General features: G+C 38.3%; 17 protein-coding genes and 1 CRISPR repeat array (1 of these 18 cut by a window edge). Of the genes, 16 read left to right on the top strand and 1 reads right to left on the bottom strand.

Annotated features, from left to right (window positions below):
* Positions 1-200 precede the first annotated feature (200 nt).
* Positions 201-1739, bottom strand: coding sequence for a hypothetical protein (locus TRESU_RS15670; protein ID WP_013702315.1), 1539 nt, complete (start codon positions 1737-1739; stop codon positions 201-203).
* Between the two features lie 318 nt (positions 1740-2057).
* On the opposite strand from TRESU_RS15670, the gene TRESU_RS11150 reads away from it, so the two are divergent.
* From TRESU_RS11150 to cas2 (TRESU_RS11075), 16 genes are all read left to right on the top strand, one after another.
* Positions 2058-4238, top strand: a complete 2181-nt coding sequence (locus TRESU_RS11150; RefSeq protein ID WP_013702314.1) for a beta-galactosidase — start codon at positions 2058-2060, stop codon at positions 4236-4238.
* A 202-nt stretch (positions 4239-4440) separates the two neighbouring features.
* A complete protein-coding gene (cas6, locus tag TRESU_RS11145) occupies positions 4441-5355 on the top strand; it encodes a CRISPR system precrRNA processing endoribonuclease RAMP protein Cas6 (RefSeq protein WP_013702313.1) in 915 nt (304 codons plus the stop codon).
* A gap of 10 nt (positions 5356-5365) precedes the next feature.
* Positions 5366-7738 (top strand): type III-A CRISPR-associated protein Cas10/Csm1, encoded by a 2373-nt coding sequence (gene cas10, locus TRESU_RS11140; RefSeq protein ID WP_013702312.1) that lies wholly within the window; start codon positions 5366-5368, stop codon positions 7736-7738.
* A 92-nt stretch (positions 7739-7830) separates the two neighbouring features.
* Positions 7831-8349: a type III-A CRISPR-associated protein Csm2 gene (gene csm2, locus TRESU_RS11135; RefSeq protein WP_013702311.1), complete on the top strand. Its 519-nt coding sequence runs from the start codon at positions 7831-7833 to the stop codon at positions 8347-8349.
* A gap of 18 nt (positions 8350-8367) precedes the next feature.
* Positions 8368-9036: a type III-A CRISPR-associated RAMP protein Csm3 gene (csm3, locus tag TRESU_RS11130; RefSeq protein WP_013702310.1), complete on the top strand. Its 669-nt coding sequence runs from the start codon at positions 8368-8370 to the stop codon at positions 9034-9036.
* 13 nt (positions 9037-9049) lie between these two features.
* The gene (gene csm4, locus TRESU_RS11125) at positions 9050-9931 is read left to right on the top strand and encodes a type III-A CRISPR-associated RAMP protein Csm4 (protein WP_013702309.1); all 882 of its coding nucleotides are present in this window, start codon (positions 9050-9052) and stop codon (positions 9929-9931) included.
* On the top strand, positions 9928-11007 hold the full coding sequence (csm5, locus tag TRESU_RS11120) for a type III-A CRISPR-associated RAMP protein Csm5 (RefSeq protein WP_013702308.1): 1080 nt from the start codon (positions 9928-9930) through the stop codon (positions 11005-11007). The genes csm4 and csm5 overlap by 4 nt, the downstream gene beginning before the upstream one ends.
* 20 nt (positions 11008-11027) lie before the next feature.
* Complete coding sequence (locus TRESU_RS11115; protein ID WP_013702307.1) at positions 11028-12500, top strand: RNA-binding domain-containing protein; 1473 nt, start codon at positions 11028-11030, stop codon at positions 12498-12500.
* Positions 12501-12512: 12 nt separating this feature from the next.
* Positions 12513-13634, top strand: a complete 1122-nt coding sequence (locus tag TRESU_RS11110) for a Card1-like endonuclease domain-containing protein (protein ID WP_013702306.1) — start codon at positions 12513-12515, stop codon at positions 13632-13634.
* 11 nt (positions 13635-13645) lie between these two features.
* On the top strand, positions 13646-14035 hold the full coding sequence (gene csx20, locus TRESU_RS11105; protein ID WP_013702305.1) for a CRISPR-associated protein Csx20: 390 nt from the start codon (positions 13646-13648) through the stop codon (positions 14033-14035).
* A 103-nt stretch (positions 14036-14138) separates the two neighbouring features.
* On the top strand, positions 14139-14357 hold the full coding sequence (locus tag TRESU_RS11100; RefSeq protein ID WP_013702304.1) for a DUF3791 domain-containing protein: 219 nt from the start codon (positions 14139-14141) through the stop codon (positions 14355-14357).
* On the top strand, positions 14357-14848 hold the full coding sequence (locus TRESU_RS11095) for a DUF3990 domain-containing protein (protein ID WP_013702303.1): 492 nt from the start codon (positions 14357-14359) through the stop codon (positions 14846-14848). The genes TRESU_RS11100 and TRESU_RS11095 overlap by 1 nt, the downstream gene beginning before the upstream one ends.
* Positions 14845-15060 carry a hypothetical protein gene (locus tag TRESU_RS11090; RefSeq protein WP_013702302.1) on the top strand — a complete coding sequence of 72 codons (216 nt, stop codon included), beginning with the start codon at positions 14845-14847 and terminating at the stop codon, positions 15058-15060. Before TRESU_RS11095 ends, TRESU_RS11090 begins: the two co-directional genes overlap by 4 nt.
* A 23-nt stretch (positions 15061-15083) precedes the next feature.
* Positions 15084-16184: a CRISPR-associated endonuclease Cas1 gene (cas1, locus tag TRESU_RS11085; protein WP_013702301.1), complete on the top strand. Its 1101-nt coding sequence runs from the start codon at positions 15084-15086 to the stop codon at positions 16182-16184.
* Positions 16181-16456, top strand: coding sequence for a CRISPR-associated endonuclease Cas2 (gene cas2, locus TRESU_RS11080; protein ID WP_013702300.1), 276 nt, complete (start codon positions 16181-16183; stop codon positions 16454-16456). Before cas1 ends, cas2 (TRESU_RS11080) begins: the two co-directional genes overlap by 4 nt.
* A gap of 7 nt (positions 16457-16463) precedes the next feature.
* Positions 16464-16757 carry a CRISPR-associated endonuclease Cas2 gene (gene cas2, locus TRESU_RS11075; RefSeq protein WP_013702299.1) on the top strand — a complete coding sequence of 98 codons (294 nt, stop codon included), beginning with the start codon at positions 16464-16466 and terminating at the stop codon, positions 16755-16757.
* Between the two features lie 250 nt (positions 16758-17007).
* A CRISPR array of direct repeats spans positions 17008-18323; the repeat unit is 34 nt; unit sequence TTAAAAACATAGACCTGATTTAAGGGATTAAGAC (it continues 601 nt past the right edge of the window).

Below are 18323 nucleotides of genomic sequence, written 5' to 3'. Positions count from 1 at the left end.
TAGGGTCTTAGGAAGTATTACTCAGCCTCTTAGGAAGTATCGCTACGGGTCTTAGGAAGTATTACTCAGGGTCTTAGGAAGTATTACTTCAGCTTTTATGACAGAAAGCACTGAAATGTCAAAACAACGATAAAAAACGTACCCAGTCCGTTGAGCAAATATAGTAACTATGTTTAAAAATAAGGGGCAATATAGTTGCTTTATTTTTCGTCTACGTATTTATTGCTCCAGTCGCCGCTTGTGCTTACTTCAATATTGCCACTGATGCTAAGGTTCTGGAATTTTAGCTCATCTTCGCTGAATTCTTTTTTGCAGCCTATGGCAAAGTTGCGCAGGTTTACGGTCATTAGCCTGTTGTGCGTGAACATCTTACCCTGCCTATGCTTTTTGTAGTCAGCAAGGACAAAGTTTGCGCCGCAGTCTGCAATCACAAGCTCCTTAGGGCGGATTGCTACAATGCGCATTGGCCCGTAAAAGTGCGAATTGCGCTCGGCATAATCTGGAATGTAAGCAGTGATTGATGTCCATTTTGTTACATAATTTTCGGCATTTTCAACATTTGTTGCACTTATTGTTCTTTGAGAATCTGTCCAGCCAATAACTTTTTCAACTTTAGACAAGTCCGAAGACAAAAGAACGAGCGCGCCGCGGCTGTATACTGTACAACCATCATTTAAAGTAAATTGATTTGCAGGATTTAAACTTTTTTCGTTTACAAGAACTGCCACTGTTCCGTCTTCAAGAACCGCCATGTCTGTAACTTCGCCGGAAAGATTAAAAGATTTTCCACTATGCTCAATTGTTTTGTTATTGTTATTAGAAAAGTCATCAATAGAAACAACTGAAATATCATACTTGGTTGTTGCATAATTATAGTAATTATAAACCATATAAACTTTATCATCCTTTACTGCAAAACATTTTACACTGCCAGCATCACTATTATTAACCTTTATAGTGCCTAGAGATGAAAAATTTAAATCTGATTGCTTTGATACATTTTTTATACAAGAAAGCTCAAAAACTCCCACTTGACTGTTATCATCTCCTATACGATAAAGTGTATCTGTGGTTGGTTCATAATATAAATCTCTATAATATGAATAGTTGCTTGTACTACTACTACTATCAGCTATCTCTGCTGATGATGGCTGTGTTTTTTTTATACATCTATAACCATTGCCGCTAGAATATAATATATAATATAAATTTGAATTTTTATCTTCTGAAAAACTTACAAAGTTACCTTCAAAGGAATTTATGACTGTATTTAAATTTGAATAGTCATATAATGTAATATTACATTTAATATCTATATTAAAATTAGCAAGAGCTAAATACTTTGAATAATACGCGGTTTGCCCCTCAAGAATCATTGTAATATTGCAGTCTGTGGTTTCGCCGGCTCTTACGGTAATCTCTGTGCTTCCGCTGCCTTCAAGGATGTTTTCGCCTGCGTTCCAGGCTTCCGCTGTGGCAGTGTATTTTCCCGGCTCCAGGTCGCCAAACTCTATTACCCCCCCCACAGCTCCTTTCTCGGTTTGGTCAAAGTCGTCGTCATTATAAAGGCGCACAATGAATTTGTCGGCGTTGTTTTTTCTGTAAGCGTATGTGGCGCGCCCGCTTCCCGGCAGGGCAACACGGACAGAGCCGTTTTCTCCAGTGCCGGAGCTCATGTTCATGCATGAAATAAATGCGAATAAAAATGCTGGTAAAATAGAAAAAATCAGTTTTTTCATAATGTTCCTCCTTTGTCAGGGATTCCCGTGTCGCTGCGCGGGAATGACAGTTTTTTTGTCAGTAAATGCTATCACCTTGTCATTATCCGGCTTGACCAGATAATCTGCACCGTAAAACAACAGTCCTTATAATTATGATTTAAAATATTCTTTTTGTCAGCATTTGAGGGCATTTTTTTAACTTTTTTATTGCGCAATCTGTTGCTCACTTTTTGTTTTGTGAGGTTTTGTTATAAAAATTTTCCTAGATTTTTTGAAATTTCCGTGATATTATTTTTATAAATCAACACGTGTAAATATCAAGGATTGGAGAAAAACATGATTTCATATTCTTTTGATAATAAAAGCCTTTTTAAGGGTGAAAAAAGATGGTTTCCGATTATGGGCGAAATCCATTATTCACGATACCCGGACAGCGGCTGGAAAGAGGCTCTTTTAAAAATGAAAGAGGGCGGAGTGGATATTGTGAGTTCCTACGTAATTTGGATTCATCACGAGGAAATTGAAAATCAGTTTGAGTGGACAGGCTGGCGCGATCTTCGCAAATTTGTTCAGACTATAAAGGAATGCGGGCTTTCAATGATTTTGCGCATCGGGCCTTGGAGCCATGCGGAAGTTCGCCACGGAGGATTCCCGGACTGGCTTCTTGCAAAATGTCCTGATGCACGCAATACGAATGATGAAAAATATTTTTCGGAAGTTGAGAAATTCTACAAGGCGATTTACGAGCAGGTAAAAGGCTTGCTTTTAAAAGACGGTGGTCCGATTATCGGAGTTCAGATTGAAAATGAATTCGGCCATTGCGGCGGACTTATAGGCGATTCAGGCGAAGCGCACATGAAGCGTCTTGAAAAAATGGCGCGTGAAACTGGCTTTGATGTTCCTTTGTATACTGCGACTGGCTGGGGTGGAGCTGTTACAGCCGGACTTTTGCCTGTTATGGGCGGCTACTGCGAAGCTCCTTGGGATCCGCGCATTACAGAAATTGAGCCTAGCGGAAACTACGTGTTCACTTACGAGCGCAACGACCATGCGATTGGCTGCGACTTTGGACTTGGCGAAGGAATCACTTTTGATATGACAAAATATCCATATCTTACTGCGGAGCTTGGCGGCGGACTTCAAGTTACTTTAAAACGCCGTCCGATTGCACAGCCAAAAGACATTGGCGCTATGAGCCTTGCAAAAATGGGAAGCGGTTGCAACCTGCTTGGTTACTATATGTATCATGGCGGACAGAACCCGGAAGGAAAGCTTACAACTCTTGAAGAAAATATTGCGACTGGCTCTTTGAACGACATGAGCATAAAGAACTACGATTTCCGAGCGCCTTTGGGAGAGTACGGACTTCCAAACGGAACTTACGGCGAGATAAAATTGTATTCACTTTTTGCGCATGACTTTGGAGAATTTCTTGCCTCCACGGAAACTGACTTGCCTGACTCAAATCCTATTACACCGGAAAACTTTTCTGACTTGCGCACAAGCTGGCGTTACAAAGAATGTGAGAAATGTGGAAAAAAACGCGGCTTTGTCTTTGTAAACAATTATCAGCGCAGAAGAAAAATGGCTGGGCATAAAAATGTTGTGCTTGCTTCCACAGAAAAAAGCGGCGCGGACATTCAGTTCCCGGCGATTGATGTTGCAGACAAAGACTTTTTCTTTTTGCCGTTCAACATGAAAGTTGCGGATGGACTTTTAAAGACTTCGCTTGCAACTCCGCTTTGTGTTTTAAATAACCAGCGCAAAGTTTACGTTTTTTATTCAGCTGCAAAACCTGCCGGCTCTTTGGCTGAAAAAGATTCCAGTGTTTGTTCCGCAAAGGACGCTTCCGTTTCTCTTTATCAGTTTGAAGGCGAGGTTCCTGACTGTGATATTGTAACGCTTTCAAGAGAAGATGCATTGAACGCTCATAAAGTTTCTGCAAACGGAAAAGAATATCTTGTTGTGACGGATTCAGTTTTGTTCCAGAATAACCAAGATGGAAAAACAGAACTTGAATTTGAAGACTGCAAGAAAATTTCATTCAAGGCATTCCCGGAACTTGAAAAAGTTCCAGAAGGATTTTCTGCAAAAAAATGCGGCGGCGGATTCACGGTTTATACTTTCGACCAGGACGGTGCGGAATCTCCAAAAGTTTCGTGCCAGAAAATTTCAGAAGATGAAAAAACTGCGGTCTATAAAATTTCCGTGGAAAGCTGGCAGAACGGACTTGACGATTTGTTTATTGACATTGGATATGCCGGAAACTGCGCGCGCCTTTATGAAAACGGAAAGCTTATTGACGACGGAATTTTTATTGGCGAAAATTATCCGTGGAGCATCGGGCTTAAACGCTACGGAAAAAATGCGCATGACTTTACTTTGGAAATTGATGCGCTCAAAAAAGACGCTCCGATTTTTATAGAAGAATGGCCGGACTTTGCTGGTCAGGGTTCGCTCAAAAAAGTCAACGGAATAAAGGCTAGAGCTTTTGTGAAAATTTCTGCCCAGCTTTAAAGATTAGGCAGTTTTAAAATCCGTCTTATTTTTTAAGGCATTTAAATTAGTCCTCCTCATCATCCCTGGATTTGCTTTTTGGTCATTGTGGCAAGTCCGGGGATGATTTTTTTGCATAGGGAGTAAAATATTTTAATAAAACTTGATTTATGAAATTGTTGTGCTAAAATAATTGGCAGATGTTTCATTACGGAGAAGAATTTTGAAGCTCAGCTTTTTACAGTTTGAATTCAACCTTGAATTTTTAAAGCCGGCCATTGTCAGCGCAAATCCTTTGTTTGTTCTTCGCGGAATGCTGGGAAAGAACCTGCGTTCAATGTGCTGCATTTCCAGGCAGTCGGTCTGCGGCGAGTGCCTTTACAGCAAAACCTGCGTCTATTCGTATATTTTTGAGACGATTCTTCCGTCTGATAATTCTGTTCTGCCCGGACGGAACAAGGGCTGCCATCCTTATTCGCTTTCTGTAAAAAACCGGGAACACAAAAATCCTTTGACTGAATATTCATTTATCCTCACGCTTTTTGGAAAATCTGTTGAATATCTTCCATATATATACGCGGCTTTTGTCCGTGCCGGAAACGACGGAATCTTTAAAAGCCGGGCACAGTTCAGGATTAAAAGCGTTGTTTCGGGCGGAAAAAATATTCTTATTGATGAAAATCATATTGATATGGAAATTCCTCCGCAGATATGGGATTCCAACGAGGGGTTGAAATCAAGGCCGCACGAGATTCTTGTTGAGCTGAATTCTCCTCTGCGGTTCAAGTTTGGCGGAAGATATGGAACAGATTTTTCCGCGCAGGATTTTATGGGCTGCCTTTACCGCCGCGCAAAGACTTTGTGCTCGCTTTACGGTGAGGTTTTGGAAGATGATTGTCAGAAATATATTCCGTCAGAATCGCTTGAAATTACAGACAGAAAAATCAGGTGGATTGACTTTAATCATTATTCCGCGCGCCAGAAAAATGCAATGGAACTTGGCGGAAGCGTGGGAAACTTTAAGATAACAGGAAACTTTTCAGACTTTGAGCTTTCTTTGCTGGAACTGAACAAAATTGCCGGAGCAGGAAAAAACACAAACTTTGGGCTTGGGCAGATAGATTATTGGAGCAAGTAGGAGAAAAAAGATGGTAGATGAAAATATAACAAAAGAAGAACTTGTAATTGCAGCTTGGCTTCATGACGTAGGAAAATTTGCCCAGCGGGCGGATATTCAGGAACTATACGGCAGCAAGCTTGAAGGCAGATATTGCAGGACTACAAAAGACGGACGTTTTACTCATCAGCACGTTGTTTATACGGAAGGATTTTTGAATAAGTATAAAGATGTTCTTCCTGACAATATTAATTTTGAGCATATAAAAACTCTTGCCGCAAGTCATCATAATCCTTCTTCTTATTTTGAGTGGATTATAAGCCAGGCGGACTGCTTGAGCAGCGGTTCTGACAGATGCAATATTTTGGGAATTGCAGAATGTGAAAATGAAAACCAGTTTGATGAGGAAAAAGAAAAGTTGAGGTTCTATGAAAAGCCGATGATTCACATTCTTTCAACCTTGCATTTGGACGGCCGTGCTGAACCTGAAAAAGCGTTTTGCAAAATGTCGGAACTTGAAGAAGATTCTGTGATTCCGGTTGAAAAATGTAAAACTTCAAAAGAAGAATATAAAGCGCTCTGGGAAAAGTTTGTAAAAGATTTTCAGAAATTGCAGGGATTGAATTATGACGAATTTCTTCTGTCCTTAAATTCTCTGCTTGAACGTTACTGGTGGTGCATTCCGTCTGCAACAAATTCCGATGCGGACATAAGTTTGTATCAGCATACAAAGACAACCGCCGCTTTTGCAGCCGCTCTTTATGAATATCACAAAGAAGAAAATTCTGAAAATGAACTTTCGTTAAGAACAGACGGCAAAAAATTTCTTTTTATCAACGGCGATATTTCAGGAATCCAGAATTACATTTTTGATTTGAAGACTTCTTCTGACAATGCAAAACTCCTGCGCGCAAAAAGTTTCCAGCTTTGGGCGTTGAGCGAGATTATTTCTCAGTATATCACAAGGCAATTTGGTGTAACTTATGCGAACATTATGACTTCCGCCGGCGGAAAATTTATCATTCTTTTGCCGAATACACAAAAAGCAAAAAAACGGCTGGAAGAGCTTCAGCTTGAGATTGAAGAGTATTTCTTAAACGAATTCGCCGGAAAACTGACTTTTATTGTAAGTGACGGAACTGTGGCAAGTTATAAAGACTTGCAAAAAGAAAATGTCATCTCGCTGATAAACAAAATAGGCGATGACGGCGATATTGCAAAGTCAAGGAAAATGCAGAAAGTCCTTAAAAAATGCGGCGCTGTTCTTGAGACGCAGTATGAAAATTTGCAGAAATTTGGCGAATGCCCGAAGTGTGGAATTTTTGCCGCCAGAAGTGTGGAAGGTTCTGACGATGAGCGGCAGTGCAAGTCATGCGAAAAACTTATTGAAATTGGAGGAAAACTTGTAAAGTCAGCAAAACTTGTCTTGAAATCCGAAAAATTGCTTCATTTTGGCGACATGATAAAACTTTATGAATGGGATGAGGATGTAAAGTTTTATTATTCCGTAAATGATTTCAAACCTAAATTTCCGCTGGTAACGTTGCCATATATCGCGCCAAAAACCGAAAACGATGAGCTTTTGACTTTTGAGGATATTGCAAATCTTTCTAAAGGAAACAAGAAACTTGCAATGTTCAAAGCAGATGTAGATAACCTTGGTCTTATTTTCAGCCAGTCTTTGGGAGAACGAATGTCATTTTCGCGGTATGCGGATTTAAGCCATCAGCTGCATTATTTCTTTTCCGGATTTTATTCCTGGTTTGTAAAGAATAAGACCGACCAGTTCGGCGAATTTTACAAAGATAAGATTTATACAGTTTTTTCGGGCGGGGATGATTTGTGCGTTCTTGGAACTTGGGAAAGCGTTTTGCAGTTTGCCCTTGATTTTCAGAAAGAGCTTAAGATGTTTACGAACAATAATCCTTCTGTAACGATAAGCGGCGGAATTGCGCTTGTGAATTCAAAGTTGCCGGTAAGAAATATTGCGGACGAGGCAGAGAAGAATCTGGAACGTTCAAAAAATCACATCGGAAAAAATGCGGTTACGGTTTTTGGAGCAACTGTATCTTGGACTGAATATGAAAAATACCTTTCGGACGGAAAATATTTTGCAGAGCTTATGAGGAAAAATGAACTTTCAACTGGAGTTATCTACAAATTTATTGATTTTGCAAACCGCGCGGAAAAAACATTGGGCGATAAAGATAAGATTGCAGATGTGAGCGAGCTTGTAAACACAAAAGACAGAATCTGGAAGAGCAATATGATTTATGTTCTTGCAAGGAATGTAAAGAATGATGAGCTGAAAAAAAGGCTTTTGGCTTACGGAGAGAATCCGCAGGAAATGGTAAAGTCCCGCATAGCGGTAAGTTATGCGTTGTATATGAATAGACATCTATAAAAACAATGCCTGTTTTTATAGATGTCGTCGAGTTTTAACGCTTGAAAACGTCAATCGTTAAAACATCGCAGTTTTTTTTAGGAGGAAAAAATATGGGAGACGGAAGAAATGGGAATCAGCAGTATTATGGAAACAGAAACGGCGGAGGATTTCAGAAGAACTCTTTTGAGGATAAATCTGAGACTCCAAATCCTGTGAAAATTACAAGTTTTTACAAGGCTGACGGAAAAACAGTTCAGGAAGATTTGTTTGATTCTGTTGCGCTGAATGTTGCAAAATCATTCAAAGGTAAAAACATCGGAGTTACATCAACCCAGTTAAGAAGAATTTTTGATGAAGTAAAAAGATTTGAGCAGATTCTGTCTCTTCAGGAAAATCAGTGGGAAAAACAGCTTCCATATATAAAGATGATAAAATCTAAAGTTGCGTATTCTGTTGCCCGTGCTGCAAAGCAAAAATCAGAGGAAAAAGGAGTTTATAAGAACTTGGAAGCTTTTATTTCATCTGGAATTGATTTGATAAAAACTCAGGAAGATTATCATATTTTTGTAAATCTTTTTGAGGCCGCTTACGGATTTTATTACGAACTTGCACCAAGTAATTGCAGATAATTTTTACAGGAGAAAATTATGAAACAGATAGACACAAAAAAACTTTCAGGAAAAATTGTTGTAAAGACAGGGCTTCATATTGGAGCTGGCAATGACAAAGTTGAAATCGGCGGAATGGACAATCCGATTATCAGAAATCCGCTTACACATGAACCTTATATTCCTGGCTCTTCGATAAAAGGAAAAATGCGTTCTTTAATGGAATGGAAATTTGACAAACTCAAAAGTACCGGCGGAAAAGTCTGTTCCTGTGGACTTCCGGAGTGTAAAGTTTGCCGTGTTTTTGGAAGCGCAAATACAAAGTCGGAAGAGGCAAAAGACAGAGGTCCGACAAGGCTTATAGTGCGTGATGCAGTCTTGACAAAAGAATGGAAAGAGAAATTCAGAAACGGAAATTCTATTGTTGAAGAAAAGAATGAAAACTCATTGAACAGAATCACTGCGGAAGCAAATCCCCGTCCGATTGAACGCATTGTTCCCGGCGTCGAATTCGACTTTGAAATTTCCTACCGAGTAATTGATACCGACGATGGTGGCAAGACTGACGAAAATTATTTTAAGGAAGTTGTCCTTGAATCTTTGAAACTTTTGCAGGATGACTATCTTGGCGGAGGCGGAAGCCGCGGAAACGGTCAGATTGAATTTAAGGATTTGGTTGATGAAGACAACAATCCTGTAAATCTTTAGGTTTGAGGTGTTTATGCAACTCTATAAAGTTTCAATAAAACTGAAGTCCGCATTTGTAACACCGTTAAAAGGCGACACAATCTGGGGACATATTGTGTGGGGAATCGCAAACCACGAGGACGAGCAGGCTGTGGAAAAATTTCTTGCGGAAGAAAAATCGGCAACGCCAAGCTTGATTGTTTCTTCTGCATTTCCAAAAGGAACAATCTGCAAGCCTTTTCCAAAGCATGAGGATAGAAAACCCAGATTGTCTACAGAAGAATATTCTCAAATAAAAAAAATCAAGAAAGAAAAATTTGTTTCTTCCGCAAAGTATTTTTCAGATTTTTCTGAAAATGAAACGAAATCTTTCATTTTTGAACGGGTTCAGACAATGCACAATTCCATAAACCGGTTTTCAAACACGGTGGAAGAGGGAAATCTTTTTGCAGTGGAAGAATTTTGGGCAAGTGGTCAGGATTTTGATTTGTATGTTTTATCATCATATTCTAAAGAACGGCTAAGTCAGCTCTTGGACTGGGCTTTTGAAAACGGATACGGTGCGGATTCCTCAACAGGAAAAGGAGAAATCTCTGTGGAAAATATTATTCCTGTGCAACCTAAAATCAGTTCAAATAAATATGTTGCGCTTGCTCCGTTTGTTGCGGATTTTTCAGAAATTAAAGAAAATTCTTTGCGGGCGAATACATTTATCCGCACAGGAAAAATCGGCGGGGCTTTTGCCTCATCAATGTGTCCTTATAAAAAGACAGTGGTTCTGTTTGATGAAGGCGCGGTTTTTGAGTCAGCAATACCGTTACAGTTTATTGGAAAACTGATTACAAAAGTCCATTCTGATGAGCGGATTTGTCAGTCGGGATTTGCACCGATTTTGCCGATAGGAGATGACGAATGAAAGAAATCTACAAAATAAAAATCGAGCCGATGACCGCCGTTCATATTGGAAGCGGAAACACATTGTCGCCGTTGGATTATAAGCTGGCAAATACAAGTTCTGGTAAAAGAAAATACGTCCGCTTTTCTTCTGATTCAATTCTGAACAGAGTCGCAACAGATGAAAAACTTAGAAATGAATTCGAGATGTTTTCTCTAAACAGTGACATGAAATCTTTGCAGAGTTTTTTTCATAAAAACATGAAGAACGAAGATGTTTCTTACCTGTGTCTGCCGACTAAAGAATTTGAAGAGAAATATGACGAGAATCTAAAAAAAGACCCGTTGCAGAATGCCTGCGAAGTCTTGGAAATGTACAGACCTTCCTTAAAGAGTTTCCCTGGAATTCCCGGAAGTTCAATAAAAGGAGCTATAAGAACGGCTCTTGTTGATTCCTGTGTAAAAGATGTTGAAAGCGGATTTGATTTTTACACGGCAAAGAAAAACAGAAACTTTGAAAATCAAATTCTGAGTAATAAAGATGCAAAAACAGATCCGTTTAGAGCAATTCATGTTGGCGACTGTAATTTTACAACACCGCTGACACAAGGTGTTGGAACTCTTCAGATTATAAATGGAGAAGCTGGACGTCTTTCAGAGAAAAATTCCACGCAGGTTCAAGCAGAGGTGCTTTTAGGTAAAATCGTTTCAAAAGAATCTGTTCCGCAGCTGTTTAGTCTTACTATTGATAAGGACTTGCAGAAAACAGGAAATGTTTCAAAAAGATTCTTCATAAAAGACATTATAAATGAATGTAATTATTTTTATGGTGAAAATTTTAAGCAGGAATATGAGTATTTTTATAAAAATTCGGATTCCGAAAAACTTGAATTGATAGATAAACTTTTTATGGAAATTAAAAACATCACGGAGAAAGAATCTGAGAATTCATTTATAATAAGGCTTGGAAGATGGAGTCAGTTTGAATTCGTAACTTTGTATGATGAAAATCATAAATTTGGAGCTTCCAGAACCGTTCTAAATTACGATGGCCAATATCTTCCGATGGGCTGGTGCAAGTGCACTAAAGTAATCTGACTTTCAGAAAGGAATAAACCATGACTCCAAACACAATTCTAAAAAAAATAAAGCTCGGCGAAACAGTTACCCAAGAATTCAAGCGTTGCGGAAATGGGATTCATTCTGATGTTTATGAAACTGTCTGCTCATTCTTGAACCGTTTTGGCGGAGATATTTTTCTTGGTGTTGATGATGACGGAAATATTGAAGGCGTGCCGGAAAATGCTGTGCGTGATTTAACTAGGAATTTTATAAACTGCCTTAATAATCCTTCTCTTTTTAATCCAGTCTGCACGGCAACTATTGAACCGATTTCTGTAGATGAAAAAATTGTTCTTTGGGTTTATGTTCCGAACGCTTCTCAAGTTTACAGTTTTAAGGGAAAAGTTTATGACCGGCAAGGCGACAGCGACATCGTTGTTACTTCTACAGACAAAATTGCCGAGATGTATATCAGAAAGCAGAATATTTTTACAGAACGCCGTGTTTTTCCATATCTTAAGCTTGAAAATTTGCGGGAAGATGTTTTTCAAAAAGCAAGGCAGCTCGCATACAACAGAAATTCAAATCATTCGTGGATGAAAATGGACAATATGCAGCTTTTGAAGTCTACCGGGCTTTACACACATGATTATGCTACAAATGAGGATGGTCTTACTCTTGCCGCGGCTCTTCTGTTTGGTCAGGATGAAGTGATTCAGGATATTTGTCCGACATACTGGACAGATGCGCTTTGCAGAAAAATCGACACAGACCGATATGATGACCGCGAGATTATTCAGACGAATCTGATTGACAGTGTTGACCTGCTTATGCAGTTCGCCAAAAAGCATACTTCTGATAAATTTTATTTGGATGAAAATATGCAGAGCATCAGCCTGCGTTCAAATATCTGCCGCGAAATGATTGTAAATTGCCTGATTCACCGTGAATTTACAAGCGGACGCATTTCAAAGTTTGTAATTGAAAAAGACAGAATGTATGTTGAAAATCCGAACAAGGCTCAAAATAAAGGAAAGCTTACTCCGGAAAATATTGAGCCTTTTCCAAAAAATCCGTGCATCTCAAAAGTTTTCCGAGAAATAACTTATTCAGAAGAACTTGGTTCTGGCTTTATAAAATTGAATAAATTTGTTCCGTTGTATTCAGGCAAAAATATACGCCCGGAATTTATAGACGGCGATATGTTCAGAATTGTAGTTCCGCTTGGAGAAATGGGCGAAAATGCTGATGTGCAAAATTTTGATAAAAATATGAATGATGGAAAACAAATCAACTGTGGTGAAAACTGTGGTGAAAACTGTGGTGAAAACTGTGGTGAAAATATTTCCGCCGAAGAAAAGATTCTTGATGCAATCAGGGAAAATCCGAAAATCACTCAGAGGCGGCTTGCGGCGGTTACGGGGCTTACGTTGCGCGGCGTGGAATGGAATATGGCAAAATTAAAAAATGAAGGCAAAATAAGGCGCCTCGGTTCTGACAAAAAAGGAACTTGGGAGATTGTGGAATAGCAGGAGGAAAAAATGAAAGAGACAATTCTTGTAAATTTGGTCAGTGAGCAGACAATTCCAAATGTTCAGTTTATAAAATGGTATTTCAATAAAAAGCAAACGCCTATGAAAATCCTGCTTGTTTCTACAAAAGAAATGGAGCAAAAAGAAAAGTCATTGTTTATAAAAAATGCATTGCATTTTTCTGATTCTTTTGTGGAATGGGAAACAATTCATACTGATGGAAATGATATTTCAAAAACAGAGAATATTCTAACTGATTATTTTAGAGATAATGAATATAAAAATATAATTGTAAATATCACAGGCGGAACAAAAATTATGTCTTTGGCTGCATTTGATTTTTTCAACAATAAGCCAAATACGGAAATTTTTTATCAACCGATTGGAAAAGAACTTCAGGAACTTTATCCAAATAAACAAAAATATGATATGTTTGAAGTACTTTCTTTAAAGGAATATCTGGATGCTCATGGAATTTCTTATAAGTATGATAACGAATGTGTAAAAGACTGGAATTATAACAAAACTGTTTATGATTTGTGCGTTGCTGATAACCGTGAGTTAATAAAAGGAATGATAGCCCTTCAAAATAATTCATATTTTAATAATGTTTATAAGAGAAAAGACTTTTTGGATTTCACTCAAATAGAAGAAGAAAAATTCATAGCCATAAATCATCCTGCTGCAACAAAAGAGAATATGATAAAAATCTTGCAGATTTTTGGATTTGATGTTTCAAGAATTGAACACAAGCATATTCGGTATATAACAGGTGGCTGGTTTGAAGAATATGTTTATCAGAAAATCTGTAATGAATATCACAATGTAGATGAAAAAAATGTTGCCTTGAACGTTACAATTCAAAAAGGAAATGATAAAAATGAACTTGATGTAATTTATTTGGATAAGGATAACAAGCTTCATGTAATTGAATGTAAAAGTTTTGTGGACGGCAATGAAGGCAATAGGGTTTTAAACGATGCTTTGTATAAACTTCAAGCCATAATCAAGTCTAAATTTGGCTTGTACGTAAAACAGCATTTGTATACAAAAAGCATAATAGAAAAAGAAACTCCTTTAAATCGTGCTAAAGAATTTGGCATTGATATAAAAGATGGAACACAACTTTAGGAACCGTCCACATGCCCAGAACATTTTGTCTTCTAAACCACGTCCTCACCCAAAAGCAGCTTGCCGAGCTTGGTGAAAAATTCAATTCCATAGAAGTTGTTTACCCGGAAAAAAATCTTGCGGAACTCTGGGCACAGATTCCGCCGGAAAAGTCCAATGAGGAAGTTGTTGGGTCTGTTGTTTCCTGGCTTAAAGGTGAGTCTGCTCCAGGCGATTTGTTCATAATTCAAGGTGAATTCGGCTCGACTTTCACGCTTGTGGATTTTGCCTTAAAAAACGGTCTTGTTCCGCTCTATGCCACAACCCGGCGCGTTGCAAAAGAATCCCGCAGCGGGGAAACAGTCCGCCGCGAATATGTTTTTGAGCATGTCTGTTTCAAAAAGTATCAGTATTTTGAATAAAAAACTTCGGAGCAAAAATGTCAGAAATTTACATTCTTTCAGATTACGGAAAAATGAAAAAAAATAAAAATCATGATACAATTTCTATTCTAGGGCGGATGTCATGAGCGATGAATTGTTTCAGAAAAAAGCAGAATTTCTATCTTGGTGCATTGAAGAATATGCCGCTGAAAAAAATCTTAACGGGCGGGATGTTGCGAATTTATTTTCCCAGAAAAAAGTTCTGGATTTTCTTGGCGAGCATTACGATATTCTGCATACACAGGGAAAAGCCTATATAATTGAAACAATTGAAGATTTCATAAAAACAGAGGGCGAATAATGAAAATATATCATGGCGGTTTTTTAGAAGTTTCTTGCCCGAGAATTTTAGAACCAAGCCGCGCAATGGATTTTGGAAATGGTTTTTATACAACAACAAGTTTTAATCAGGCAAAAAAATGGTCTTTGATAAAAAAAGACAGATTTCATTATGAAAAAGCCGTCGTATCCGCATTTGAAGTGGATAATGAAATTTTCAAAACTGCAAAAATTAAATCAAAAGTGTTTCCTAAGGCTGATGAGGAATGGCTGGACTTTGTAATGGCGAACCGTCAGGACATTCATTTTGTTTATGATTATGATGTTGTGATGGGGGCAGTGGCAAATGATAATGTCTATGCAAGCCTGAACTTATACGAAGATGGTTTTTTAAGCAAAAAAGAACTGCTTGACGAGTTGATTGCTTGGAAGTATGTTGACCAGATTTGTTTTCATACAGAAAAATCTTTGAACTATCTGGAATTCATAAAATCAGAGGAGGTGTTTCAATGATTCGTCCTAAAGTTACGCAAAAAAATGTCCATCTCTTTATTCCGGGCAAGGTGTCTAAAATCTGCTCTGAACTGGCACGAAAAGAAAATCTTTCTCTTAATGAATCTATTTTAAAATTTTATAATTCAGCTGCATACGAGACTTTAAGCCGTGAATCTTCAAAACTTTGGCAGGAAGGCTGGGTTTATGTGTATCAGATGATGAATGGCTGACAAAAGAAATTTTCGGAGCAAAAATGTCAGAAATTTACATTCTTTCAGATTACGGAAAACTTTCTAAAAAAGACGAGACTATCGTTTTTTCTCAGCCGGACGGAACGAGCACAATTCTTTTCCCGTTCAAGACCGAGCATCTGGTTCTTGTGGGAAAAGTTTCTATCAGCGCGGACGCATTGCGTCTTCTTACAAAATATAAAATCGGCACGACTTTTCTTTCTTCAAACGGGCGTTTTAACGGCAAGCTTTCTTTTGGCGACGGAAAAAATATTTTTCTCAGGCAGAAGCAGTTTAGGATTCTTGACAATCCGCAGAAGTCGCTTGAAATTGCAAAAAGCATTGTCTCTGGGAAAATCCGCAATGAAATCAGTTTTATGCAGCGGATCAAGCGGAAAAATTCAAATGAAAACGAGGCGGTTGAAAACGCAATCAGCTCGGTAAAGAACACGCTCTCCAATGCGGAAAAAACAGATGACATTGAAAAACTCCGCGGATATGAAGGTCTTGCCGCCAGAAAGTATTTTGAGGTCTTTAAATTCAATCTTCAGGATGAATGGGCGGAATTCAAGACAAGAAGCAAAAATCCTCCGCGTACAAATGTGAACGCCGTTTTAAGTTTTCTGTACACGCTTCTGATGTACCGCGTGGAAAGCGCAATCGAAAGTCAGGGCTTGGATTCCTGTTGCGGAAACCTTCATGCCGTGAACTACGGAAAGACCGCCCTTGTGTTTGATTTGATGGAAGAATTCCGCTCGCCAGTCTGTGATTCCGTCTGCTGCTCGCTGTTCAATCTTGGAACATTAAAGAGCGAAGATTTTGAGAAAAAAGAATTTTCAGCCGAAAGCGAAGATTATCCTTTGGAGCTGGAACAAGGAAAGGGCGATTCGGATTCAAATTTGGGAGATGAAGAGAATTCTCCTGCAAAGTATGGAATCCTTCTTACCAAAGCTGGAATCAAAAAAGTGATTTCCGCGTTCGAGGCAAAAATGAATTCTCTGATTTTGTATTCGCCGACAGCGCAAAAAATTTCGTACACAAAAATAATTTATCAGCAGGTTCAGCATTACAAGCGCGTAATCTGCGGCGAAGAAACAGAATACAAGGCGTACTATTTCAAATGATTTATTTTATAAGCTACGATGTTTCAAATCCCAAGCGTCTCAATAAAGTTGCAAAAACACTTGAAAACTTTGGAATCCGCATTCAGTTCTCGTTTTTTGAGTGCGAAATGGAAAGGGAGCAGCTTGAGGAGCTTAAGTCCGCGCTTTTGAAAATCATCAATAAAAAGGAAGACAGTCTGCGGATTTATCCTTTGTGCCAGGACTGCGCCGCAAAAACAACTTCGCTTGGAAACGGAAATATTTTTATTCCCAAGACTTTTGAGATTCTGTGAGGTTAAAATGGAAAAGCACTGGCTTATTGTTTACGACATCCGCGACACAAAACGGCTTGCAAAAATCTCAAAGTGCGTTGAAAGCTACGGCTGGCGGGTGCAAAAGTCTGTCTTTGAAAGCACTGCAAGCGATGAGACAATCGGGCAGCTTAAAAGCCGGCTTGAAAAACTGATGGATATTGAGGAAGATTTTGTACTTTTTTTTGAAGTATGCGAGCGTGATTTTCAGAAAAAGCAGATTTTCGGCAAAAATATTGAGAAGGACGATAAAATAACAGATGAGGATTTTGTGATTCTATGATAAAATATTCGGGCGTGCAGATTCGCTCTTTGACATAAAATCGCAGACTTCCGTTTTTATAAAAATCTGCCAAAAAAGGCTCAGGTTTGCGAATAAAATATAAATATTTATGATACAAGGATTTAGAATGATTAAAAAGACTGAAAATATACTTTTTGCAATAAAAATGCACGGAATTGCAGCAAACATAAATGGCCTCTGCGAAACACCTGTTGCAATTCCTTGCAATAAAAGATATTGTGAGCGGTAGTTAAAAACATAGACCTGATTTAAGGGATTAAGACCGAAAGACACATTCAGTGCCATCATCTTCCTCCGCGAACTGGGCGATAAAAACATAGACCTGATTTAAGGGATTAAGACCGAATCTACAAAATGTATATTCTTGCTATCATTCAACACGACAAGTTAAAAACATAGACCTGATTTAAGGGATTAAGACCTCTTGAAAGAGAAATCTGATATACTGGGAATGCCATAATCATTAAAAACATAGACCTGATTTAAGGGATTAAGACACTGCAAATAAGCGTCATGCTCCTTCTTATTCATCAAATTAAAAACATAGACCTGATTTAAGGGATTAAGACATTCAACTTTTCATTCATATTATACTCCTTGCCTCCCATAATTAAAAACATAGACCTGATTTAAGGGATTAAGACAGTAGGCGTCGTGCTCCTTCTTATTCATGAGGCTTGTCCCGCTTAAAAACATAGACCTGATTTAAGGGATTAAGACTTGCTTTCCGCAACAGGCTTTGTCTCTCTATTAAGAGATATGATTAAAAACATAGACCTGATTTAAGGGATTAAGACTCAAACTCCGGCTCAACAAGGTCAAAGCGCGCTTTACCTTTTAAAAACATAGACCTGATTTAAGGGATTAAGACTTACTTTTGTCAGCTCATCCTTTGATGTCCCTGTCGTTTTATTAAAAACATAGACCTGATTTAAGGGATTAAGACATCAAATTTTCCCAATCACTTATACGGTGAGCGACTAAAATTAAAAACATAGACCTGATTTAAGGGATTAAGACCCGCTTTTATGCGGCATAGCAATCAAAGTTGATTTTCCTGTTTAAAAACATAGACCTGATTTAAGGGATTAAGACATTTTTATATCTCTTGTCGAGTTTGCGCCTCTTGCTTTCTTTAAAAACATAGACCTGATTTAAGGGATTAAGACATGAAGACAGAGATAGTTAAAAATCTGCGGTTCGGTTCTTTTTAAAAACATAGACCTGATTTAAGGGATTAAGACTCACGAACTGGAGTAAGAGTCCCAAGGCAATACTGGTCTTGTTAAAAACATAGACCTGATTTAAGGGATTAAGACCAATAATACCCTAAAGGGAACCTTTCCCCTTTCTAAGTTGAAAATTAAAAACATAGACCTGATTTAAGGGATTAAGACCATCTTCTTACCTCCGAAAATCTTTATATTATGAATATATTAAAAACATAGACCTGATTTAAGGGATTAAGACCAGCCGGTCTGATACATGACCTTGAAATTTCAAAGCCTTGTCAATTAAAAACATAGACCTGATTTAAGGGATTAA

Source organism: Treponema succinifaciens DSM 2489, assembly GCF_000195275.1.
Lineage (GTDB): Bacteria > Spirochaetota > Spirochaetia > Treponematales > Treponemataceae > Treponema_D > Treponema_D succinifaciens.
The sequence above is the reverse complement of the archived record's forward strand: the minus strand, read 5'-3'. Positions and strand labels throughout refer to the sequence as shown.

Bases quoted from the DNA above. Each gene is read 5' to 3' on its own strand.
- TRESU_RS15670 (WP_013702315.1), bottom strand. From the start codon at position 1,739: ATGAAAAAACTGATTTTTTCTATTTTACCAGCATTTTTATTCGCATTT.
- TRESU_RS11150 (WP_013702314.1), top strand. From the start codon at position 2,058: ATGATTTCATATTCTTTTGATAATAAAAGCCTTTTTAAGGGTGAAAAA.
- cas10 (WP_013702312.1), top strand. From the start codon at position 5,366: ATGGTAGATGAAAATATAACAAAAGAAGAACTTGTAATTGCAGCTTGG.
- csm2 (WP_013702311.1), top strand. From the start codon at position 7,831: ATGGGAGACGGAAGAAATGGGAATCAGCAGTATTATGGAAACAGAAAC.
- csm3 (WP_013702310.1), top strand. From the start codon at position 8,368: ATGAAACAGATAGACACAAAAAAACTTTCAGGAAAAATTGTTGTAAAG.
- csm4 (WP_013702309.1), top strand. From the start codon at position 9,050: ATGCAACTCTATAAAGTTTCAATAAAACTGAAGTCCGCATTTGTAACA.
- csm5 (WP_013702308.1), top strand. From the start codon at position 9,928: ATGAAAGAAATCTACAAAATAAAAATCGAGCCGATGACCGCCGTTCAT.
- TRESU_RS11115 (WP_013702307.1), top strand. From the start codon at position 11,028: ATGACTCCAAACACAATTCTAAAAAAAATAAAGCTCGGCGAAACAGTT.
- TRESU_RS11110 (WP_013702306.1), top strand. From the start codon at position 12,513: ATGAAAGAGACAATTCTTGTAAATTTGGTCAGTGAGCAGACAATTCCA.
- csx20 (WP_013702305.1), top strand. From the start codon at position 13,646: ATGCCCAGAACATTTTGTCTTCTAAACCACGTCCTCACCCAAAAGCAG.
- TRESU_RS11100 (WP_013702304.1), top strand. From the start codon at position 14,139: ATGAGCGATGAATTGTTTCAGAAAAAAGCAGAATTTCTATCTTGGTGC.
- TRESU_RS11095 (WP_013702303.1), top strand. From the start codon at position 14,357: ATGAAAATATATCATGGCGGTTTTTTAGAAGTTTCTTGCCCGAGAATT.
- TRESU_RS11090 (WP_013702302.1), top strand. From the start codon at position 14,845: ATGATTCGTCCTAAAGTTACGCAAAAAAATGTCCATCTCTTTATTCCG.
- cas1 (WP_013702301.1), top strand. From the start codon at position 15,084: ATGTCAGAAATTTACATTCTTTCAGATTACGGAAAACTTTCTAAAAAA.
- cas2 (WP_013702300.1), top strand. From the start codon at position 16,181: ATGATTTATTTTATAAGCTACGATGTTTCAAATCCCAAGCGTCTCAAT.
- cas2 (WP_013702299.1), top strand. From the start codon at position 16,464: ATGGAAAAGCACTGGCTTATTGTTTACGACATCCGCGACACAAAACGG.